General features: G+C 76.9%; 6 protein-coding genes and 1 pseudogene. 2 read left to right on the forward strand and 5 right to left on the reverse strand.

Going from position 1 to position 8,063, the window contains the following annotated elements; all coding sequences use genetic code 11:
• Both J1M41_RS06210 and J1M41_RS06215 read right to left on the reverse strand, forming a co-directional pair.
• Window positions 1-573: pseudogene (locus J1M41_RS06210) on the reverse strand (hypothetical protein); the annotation flags it as partial.
• A gap of 77 nt (window positions 574-650) precedes the next feature.
• Window positions 651-1,277, reverse strand: a complete 627-nt coding sequence (locus tag J1M41_RS06215) for a GNAT family N-acetyltransferase (protein WP_206451385.1) — start codon at window positions 1,275-1,277, stop codon at window positions 651-653.
• A 57-nt stretch (window positions 1,278-1,334) separates the two neighbouring features.
• Between J1M41_RS06215 and J1M41_RS06220 the strand changes: the two genes are divergently transcribed.
• Together J1M41_RS06220 and J1M41_RS06225 are read left to right on the forward strand one after the other, a co-directional pair.
• Window positions 1,335-2,000 carry a 5-formyltetrahydrofolate cyclo-ligase gene (locus J1M41_RS06220; RefSeq protein ID WP_225941366.1) on the forward strand — a complete coding sequence of 222 codons (666 nt, stop codon included), beginning with the start codon at window positions 1,335-1,337 and terminating at the stop codon, window positions 1,998-2,000.
• A gap of 88 nt (window positions 2,001-2,088) precedes the next feature.
• Window positions 2,089-2,358: an FmdB family zinc ribbon protein gene (locus tag J1M41_RS06225; protein WP_192593529.1), complete on the forward strand. Its 270-nt coding sequence runs from the start codon at window positions 2,089-2,091 to the stop codon at window positions 2,356-2,358.
• 20 nt (window positions 2,359-2,378) lie between these two features.
• Here J1M41_RS06225 and J1M41_RS06230 read toward each other — a convergent pair whose 3' ends face one another.
• The 3 genes from J1M41_RS06230 to guaA all read right to left on the reverse strand — a co-directional run.
• Window positions 2,379-2,609, reverse strand: coding sequence for a hypothetical protein (locus J1M41_RS06230; protein ID WP_192593530.1), 231 nt, complete (start codon window positions 2,607-2,609; stop codon window positions 2,379-2,381).
• Window positions 2,599-6,363, reverse strand: coding sequence for a DUF4011 domain-containing protein (locus J1M41_RS06235; protein ID WP_206451386.1), 3,765 nt, complete (start codon window positions 6,361-6,363; stop codon window positions 2,599-2,601). Before J1M41_RS06235 ends, J1M41_RS06230 begins: the two co-directional genes overlap by 11 nt.
• Window positions 6,364-6,461: 98 nt before the next feature.
• The coding region (gene guaA, locus J1M41_RS06240; RefSeq protein ID WP_342214076.1) for a glutamine-hydrolyzing GMP synthase at window positions 6,462-8,063 on the reverse strand (1,602 nt) is incomplete at its 5' end.

An 8,063-nucleotide genomic window follows, 5' to 3' on the forward strand; every position in this document is an offset into this window, starting at 1 on the left:
GTCCCGCTCGGGGTCCGCGGGCGGGGCCTGCCGCTCCTCGGCCGCCGGGGCGGTGGGGCGCTCCGGGACCACGACGGCGGCGGCGGGCCGGGCGCGACGGGTGCGGTCGCGGACCGCGAGGGCCCGCAGTCCGGCCAGCCCGGCCGCGGCGAACAGGAGCGACCAGCCGGCCAGGGCGAGCGTGCCCGCGCCGAACGCCGCGGCGAGACCGGCCACGAGGAACACGAGCAGGGCCACGAGGGCGGCGAGGAACAGCGCCGTGCGCCCCCACCGGATGTGCAGGCCGGTCCGGCCGCGGGCGGCGCGCGCCGCGTCGGCGGCGGCGGCGCTCAGGCGGCCCGAGAACCGGGCGGTCAGGGCACGGACGGCGGGCGAGCTCTGCAGGCGGTGCATGAAGGACCTCGGCATCGACGGGCGGGCGGGGGCGGACGCGAGACGATGGCGGCGCAGCACGAGCCGCCAGGCCAGGAAGGCCACGAGGGCCACGATGACCAGCGACGCGCTCACCCGGGCGTCGGCCAGCGCGTCGAGCGCGGCCTGCACGGCCCTCGTCGGCGCGGTGGTCTCGTCCATGTGGTCAGCCTAGCGCCGGGGGCGGACCGGTCCGGCCATCGCGGCGTGTCCGCACGCGGCGTGTCCCGCCGGGCCGCTCAGGGGCGCGGCCGGGTGGCCAGCCACCGGGCCAGCAGGCCGTCGGGGACCTCCTCGGCGGTCACCGCGAACGTCCGGTGGTCCCGCCAGGCGCCGTCCACGTGCAGGTACGCGCGCCGCAGGCCCTCGTCGCGCAGGCCGAGCTTCGCCACGACCCGCAGGCTGGCCGCGTTCTCCGGGCGGATGTTGACCTCGACCCGGTGCAGACCGGCGCTGCGGAACGCCCAGTCCGTCGCCATGGCCACGGCCGTCGGCGTCAGCCCCCGGCCGGCCTCGCGACGGTCGATCCAGTAGCCGATCGAGCCGGAGAGCACCGAGCCGTACTGGATCCCGCCCAGGGACAGCAGCCCCACCAGGCGGTCCCGGTCCGGGCGGTCGTCGTCGAGGGCCATGCCCCACGTGTAGGCGCTGCCGTCCCGGCCCTGGCGGCCGTGCCAGCGGACCATCTGCCCGAACGACGCCGGGCTCGCGCCCGGCACGGGGCTCGTGGCGTCCCACGGCGTCAGCCACTCGCGGTTGTGCGCCCGCTGCTCCTCCCACGCCTCCCGGTCCCGCCTCCGCAGCGGCCGCAGGGCGAGGGTGCCGTGCCGCAGGGTCACGGGCCAGGGGGAACGCTGCCAGGACATGGCGTCGATCCTATGCGCGGCCGGGCGCGGCACCGGTGCGGCGGGCATCATGGGGACATGCGCACTCCCCCTCCCGTGCCCGAGCCCGCCGCCACGGGCCCCGTCGCCGGCGTCGACGACGTCGTGGACGCCAAGGCCGCCCTGCGTGCGCGCCTGCGCACCGCCCGCCGCGACCGCTCCCCCGCGCGCCGCGCCGCCGAGTCCGCGGCCGCCGTCGAGCACCTGTGGGCGTGGCTGGGTCCGCGCGTGGCCGCGGCGACCGCGGACGGGACCGCCCCGGTGGTGGCCACCGTGCTGCCGATGGCCACCGAGCCGGACACCGGTGGGCTGCGCACCCGCCTGCTGGCCGCGGGGGCGCGGGTGCTCGTCCCCGTGATCGAGCCGGAACGACGCCTGAGCTGGGCTCCGTGGCACCCGGACGTCGTAACGGCGCGCGCGGCGAACGCCCCCGTGGACGAGCCCGTGGGCGAACGGCTCGGGACCGACGCGCTGGCGGCGGCGACCGCGGTGGTCATGCCTGCGCTCGCGGTGGCCGAGGACGGGATGCGCCTGGGCCAGGGCGGGGGCTACTACGACCGCTTCCTCGCCGAGCTGCCGCGGAGCGTGCCCACCGTGGCCCTCGTGTTCGAGGACGAGCTGCTGCCGGCGGGCGCCATCCCCGCCGAGCCCACGGACCGACCCGTGGACGGCGTCGTCACCGCGGCCGGACTGCGCTGGGTCTGAGCCCGGCCCGCGGCGCGGAGTAGCATCGGGGGTCGGATCCCCCCAGAACCGCGCGCCCCGGCGCGCCCCGAGCGAGCTGGAGCTGAGCATGCCCACCTACGCCTACCGCTGCAAGGACTGCGGCCACGCCTTCGACGTCGTCCAGGCCTTCACCGACGACGCCCTCACCGAGTGCCCCGTGTGCGGCGGCGTCCTGCGCAAGCAGTACGGCTCGGTCGGCGTGAGCTTCAAGGGCTCCGGGTTCTACCGGACCGACTCGCGCTCCGGCACCGGCTCGGCCGGCGGATCGATTTCGGACTCGGCCGCCGGGTCCTCGACGTCCTCGACGTCGTCCTCGTCCTCCGCCGCCGCGGACTGACCCGGCCGGATCGGGCCGGCTCAGCCCCAGTGGGGCGGGCGCTGCTCGCGCAGCCAGCGGTCGCGCTCGGCCTCGGCCGGGCCGGACTCGACCCCGGCCGCGTCCCCGGTCGGCGCGGTCGCCGGCGACGTCCCGGCCAGCCGGGGCATCCCGGGCAGGCGCGGCTCGCGGCCGTCGGCGGCGGCCGGGCCGGTGCCCGGGGCGTCCGCCCGGCGCGGACCGCGGCGGCGCGGCGCGCCGTCAGCGGACATCGTCGTCGGTCTCGTCCGTCTCGTCCGCCGGCTCCACGCCCAGCCGGTCGGCCAGCTCGCGGGCCACGGACTCCGGGTCCGCGAACACGTCGATCGCCCACAGGGTCCGGGGCTCCCAGCCGCGGGCCTCGAGCCCCTCGGGCAGGGTCCGCGAGCGCTGCCGCACCGTGAGGGCGCGGTACACCTCGCCGCCGTCGCCGGCCAGGGCCAGCGGACGGGGCGCCTCGTCCTGCTCCGCGCGCGGGTCGAGCACGGCCAGGTCCATGACGCCGCCGTAGCGGGGCAGGACGCGGGCGCCGTGCTCCTCGAGCCGGTCGCGCAGATCGGCGAGCAGCGGATCGTCCACCATGCCCACCGGATCCGCGGCGTCCTCGCCGAGGTAGGCCTCGAGCAGCCGCAGGAACCAGAGGGCGCCGCCGTCGAGCCGGTCCTCGTCCAGGTCCGCGGCGCGCAGCGCGGAGACGAGGTGCAGGCGGCGGCGGGCGCGGGTGAGCGCGACCGTGACCATGCGCTCGCCGTCCGGGTCGGAGAAGGCGCCGAAGTGGTGCACCACGCGGCCGTGCGGGGTGCGGCCGTAGCCGGGGGTGAGGATCACGGCGTCGCGCACCACGGAGGCAGCGCGCACGACCGGCACGATCACGAACGGCTCGGCGTCGGCGGCGTCCTCGCCGCGGCCACGGGCGAGGAACTCGTGGGCCCACGGCGCCTGCGCGGCCGTGGCCTGCACGGCGGCGGCCACCCGGCGGGCGTGCTGCTCGGACACCGTGACCACGGCCAGAGACTGCTCGGGCCGGTCGCGGATGTGCTCGAACACCCGCTCCACGGTGCGGGCGACCTCGGCGTTCGTGGACTCGACCACGTCGCCGCCGGTCATCGGGATGCCGGTGCCCTCGGGCAGGTACTCGGCCGTGACGGCACGATCCCGGCCGGTGGCCTCGCCCGCGGTGGGCAGCGCGTCCAGGGCGCCGTCATAGGCGAGCGCGGAGAGCAGGCGCACGAGGCGCCGCTCGAGGGGGCGGTGCACGGTGCGCAGCGGCAGGGTGGGCAGCACCTCGTCCAGCGCGTCGTGGGCCGAGCGCAGCGGGCGCAGGGGCCCGGCGGTCGCCGTCGGGTCCACGGACACCTGGAACGACTGCGGGCGGCCGATCACCGGGTCGCCGAGGGCCACCACCTGGGGGGCGCGGGTGAGCGCGCCCATCGCGGTGGCCAGGGCGGTTGCGTCGGCCTCCAGCAGCACGACGACGTCGGCGCGCCACTCCGGGGGGAACTCGGACAGGGCCATGGGCGAGGTGGTGACCACCGGCACGAGCGGCTGCAGGAGCTCGGGGGTGATCGTGGCCAGGGACTCGACCGTGGGGCTGCCCTGCTTGAGCAGGGTGCGCAGCACGGCCGCGTCCGCGCGATAGGTGCGCAGCGCCTCCCGCCAGCGCGCGGCCAGCGCGGCGGAGAGCCGGGCGCCGCCGCGCTCGAGATGGGCGCGGTCCAGGTCGCGGAACCCGCGCTCGACCTCGGTCAGGTCCGTGCCGCTCATCATGGCGAGGAAGTCGTCCCCGGAGATCATCGCCTCGAGCGCGGACTGCCACCACGCCAGTTCGAGCTCGGCGGTCAGGGCCTCGGTGGGCACCTCGCGGTCGCGCAGGTCCTCGAGCAGCTCCGCCAGGCCGTGGTCGCGCAGGCTGTCCAGCACGAGGGTGCGCTCGGGCAGCGTGGCCAGGGTGTCGCGGTCCGCCACCAGCCCGTCGACGGCGGCCACGAGGTCGTCCACGTCGCGCTCGTCCAGCGGCCCCTCGGCCACGGCCTCCGGGGCGAGGACGCCCTCGAGCCGACGCAGGTGCTCGCGCACCTGGCCGACGTGGCCCATCACGTGCTCGCCCTGGTCCGGCACCTGCGGGGGCGTGCCCGGCTCGGCAGCGTGACGGTTCCAGTCCTCCAGGACGGCGGCGGCGTCCACGAGGGCGCCGTGCAGGTCCGTGGGCTGCACGCCCGGGCGGACCGCGTCCTTCGCCGCGCGGCGCAGGCGGGACCGGGCCACCGAGGACATCTCGACCAGGTGGAGGCGCCGCCACGAGCTGGTGGCGGTCGCCGCGACCAGCTGGGGCACGTCGAGGGAGAACACCTCGGGGGTGAACTCGGTGAGGGTGCGGGCCACGCGGCGGTAGAGGTCCGCCTGCTCCGCCCAGCCGGCCACCGTGCGCTCGGGGCGCAGGCCGGCCTGGGCGGCGGCGATGTCCACGGCGCGCCGGGTGGTGTGCAGGGCGGCCGCCAGCTCGTCGGCCAGCTCCGAGGCGGCCTCGGTCTCCTGCACGTTGCGCACGCGCGCGCCGAACCAGCGGCTCTCGGTGGCGGCGGCGGAGAACGCGCCGAGCTCCCCGGCGCGCACGAGCTGCTCGCCCACGGCCTGCCGGTTCACGGTGGAGTCCAGCACGGAGCGCTTGAGGCGCACGGTGGTGGCCGGCGGCGTCTCGAGCCCGGTCAGGGCGGCCAGGGCCTGCATCGCCTGGAACGGCGAGCAGCCCCAGCGGGGGCGGACGTGGTGCAGCGAGCCGACGTGCTCCTGCAGCCGGCGCCGCCGTTCGGTCAGCGCGGCCTCGTCCCGGGCGGTGTCAGGGTCCACGGCCCGCTCGGAGCGCAGGACGGCCTGCACGAGCTGGCGACGGAGCAGCTCGGGGTCCGCGTTGGCGGGCACATCCAGCGCGATCGAGCGCAGGTCCGCCTCCTCGAGGCGGTCGAGCACGTCGGCCAGGGCGGCGGAGCGCTCGGCCACGACCAGCACGCGCCGGCCCTCCCAGGCCAGGCGTGCGGCCAGGGCGGCAGCGGTCTGGGTCTGTCCGGTGCCGGGGGCGGCCGCCACCACGAGGGACTCCCCCGCCGCGGCGTGCTCGAGCACGCGCGCCTGGGCGGCGTCGACGTCCAGGACGAGACGCTCGTCCGCCGGGGCGACGTCGTCCTCCGCGGGCGCGCCCGTGGGCTGCAGCGCCGCCGGGCGCGGCACCATGCCGGTGCCGGCGTCGTACAGGGCCTGCACGACGGGCAGATCCTCGAGGGAGGCGGGCAGCGAGGCGGTCTCCCCCAGGTCCGCGAACGTGGAGACGAGCAGGCGGTCCTCGACGTGCAGGTCCGCGATCGCGGCGGCCTCCTCGCGCAGGCGGGCGAACGCGGGGGCGGGCTCGAGGCGCGCCGTGGCGTAGGCGGCCTGCTGGTACGCCTCGGGGTCCAGGGCGATGCCGTGGTGCCGGCGCAGGTTCCGCACGAGCGCCGGGTTCAGGCGGGCCGGCTCGGTGATCTGGACCTCCAGCTCGTCCCGGCCCCGGGCGCCGCGGCGCACCGTCAGGGCCACGCGGGCCAGCAGCACGGGCGCGGAGCGGCGCTCCCGCCGGCCGTCCTCCTCGGCCGTCCACGTGGCCACGCCCACGGCGAGCGCGCCGACGTCGATGCCGCGTTCCTCCGCCAGCTCGCGGACCTTGGCGCGCAGGCCGAGGGAGACCTCGTGCGCCGCGTCCAGCTCCGGGCCGGCCGGCAGCAGGGTGGACAGGCGGGTGCGCCGCCCCAGCAGCAGCTGCGAGACGCCGGAGGAGTTCGCCTCCGTGAGGTCGATGCTGTTGGCCGCCGAGGGCGCGAACCGCAGCATCGTGTCGTTCTCGGCGCCCGAGCCCAGGGAGGACATCCAGGCGGCCGGGTCGGGGCGGGTCTGCCCCTCGTCGGGGCGTGCGGCGGCGCGGGCGCGGGCCAGGCGCGGGAACTCCTGCTCGGTCACGTGCGTGCGGTCCTTCCTCCGTCGCCTGGGTCCAGGCGGTCTTCGTGCGGACGGCCGCCCCGGTCAGGGGCGGCCGGATGCGGCGCCGGACGCGCCGCTCACTCCCACTCGATGGTGCCCGGCGGCTTGCTGGTCACGTCGAGCACGACGCGGTTGACGCCGTCGACCTCGTTGGTGATGCGGTTCGAGATGCGGGACAGGACGTCGTCCGGGATCCGCGCCCAGTCCGCCGTCATGGCGTCCTCGCTGGTGACGGGGCGCAGGACGACCGGGTGGCCGTAGGTGCGGCCGTCACCCTGCACGCCCACGGAGCGCACGTCCGCGAGCAGCACCACCGGGCACTGCCAGATCTGGCGGTCCAGCCCGGCCGCGGTGAGCTCGGCGCGCACGATCGCGTCCGCGCGGCGCAGCAGGTCCAGGCGCTCCTGGGTGACCTCGCCGATGATGCGGATGCCCAGACCCGGGCCCGGGAACGGCTGGCGGTGCACGATGCCCTCGGGCAGGCCGAGCTCGGCGCCCACGGCGCGGACCTCGTCCTTGAACAGCTCGCGCAGCGGCTCGCACAGCTCGAACTCGATGTCGTCCGGCAGGCCGCCCACGTTGTGGTGGGACTTGATGTTGGCCGCCCCGTCCCCGCCGCCGGACTCGACGACGTCCGGGTAGAGCGTGCCCTGCACGAGGAAGCGGACCTCGGTGGCGTCCGGGTCGTGCTCGGACTCGAGGACGATGTCCGCCTGCGCCTTCTCGAAGGTGCGGATGAACCGCTCGCCGATGATCTTGCGCTTGGTCTCGGGGTCGGTGACGCCGGCCAGCGCGGACAGGAAGTCCTCGCGCGCGTCCACCATCACGAGGCGGGCGCCGCCGTGGGCCTCGCCGAAGGCCTGCTCGATCTCGGCGGACTCGCCCTCGCGCATGAGGCCGTGGTCCACGTAGACGCAGGTGAGGCGGTCGCCGATGGCGCGCTGCACGAGGGCCGCGGCCACGGCGGAGTCCACGCCGCCGGACAGGCCGCAGATGGCCCGCTTGTCCCCGATCTGCTCGCGGATGCGCTCGACCTGCTCCTCGATCACCCCGCTGGCCGTCCAGTCCGAGCCCAGGCCCGCACCCACGTGCAGGAACTGCTCGAGCACCCGCTGGCCGCGGGAGGAGTGGCCCACCTCGGGATGCCACTGCACGCCGAAGATGCGGCGCTCGCGGTCCTCGAACGCGGCGACGGGGGCGCCCGCGGTGGAGGCCGTCACGGCGAAGCCCTCGGGCGCCTGCGTCACGGCGTCCCCGTGGGACATCCACACGACCTGCTCGAGGTCCTGGCCCGCGAACAGCACGGAGTCGGCGTCCACCGAGTCCAGGCGGGTGGAGCCGTACTCCCGGGTGCCGGTCTTGGCCACGGTGCCGCCGAGGGCGTGCGCGATCGACTGGAAGCCGTAGCACAGGCCCAGCACGGGCACCCCGGCCTCGAGCAGCGCCGGATCCAGCTGCGGGGCGCCGGGCTCGTACACCGACGACGGCCCGCCCGAGAGGATCAGCGCCGCGGGCTTGCGCTCCAGGATCTGCGCCGCCGGGGTGGAGGCGGGCACGACCTCGGAGTAGACGTTGGCCTCGCGCACACGACGCGCGATGAGCTGTGCGTACTGGGCGCCGAAGTCCAGCACCAGCACCGTGGGCATCACGTCGCTGAGCGGGGCGGGGGTGTCGGGGTG

Origin of the sequence: Micrococcus sp. KRD096 (assembly GCF_017168495.1) — a bacterium.
Taxonomy (GTDB): Bacteria; Actinomycetota; Actinomycetes; order Actinomycetales; family Micrococcaceae; genus Micrococcus; species Micrococcus luteus.

Excerpts from the sequence above, each read along its gene's own strand:
- J1M41_RS06215 (WP_206451385.1), bottom strand. The coding sequence starts at position 1,277 with ATGTCCTGGCAGCGTTCCCCCTGGCCCGTGACCCTGCGGCACGGCACC.
- J1M41_RS06220 (WP_225941366.1), top strand. The coding sequence starts at position 1,335 with ATGCGCACTCCCCCTCCCGTGCCCGAGCCCGCCGCCACGGGCCCCGTC.
- J1M41_RS06225 (WP_192593529.1), top strand. The coding sequence starts at position 2,089 with ATGCCCACCTACGCCTACCGCTGCAAGGACTGCGGCCACGCCTTCGAC.
- J1M41_RS06230 (WP_192593530.1), bottom strand. The coding sequence starts at position 2,609 with ATGTCCGCTGACGGCGCGCCGCGCCGCCGCGGTCCGCGCCGGGCGGAC.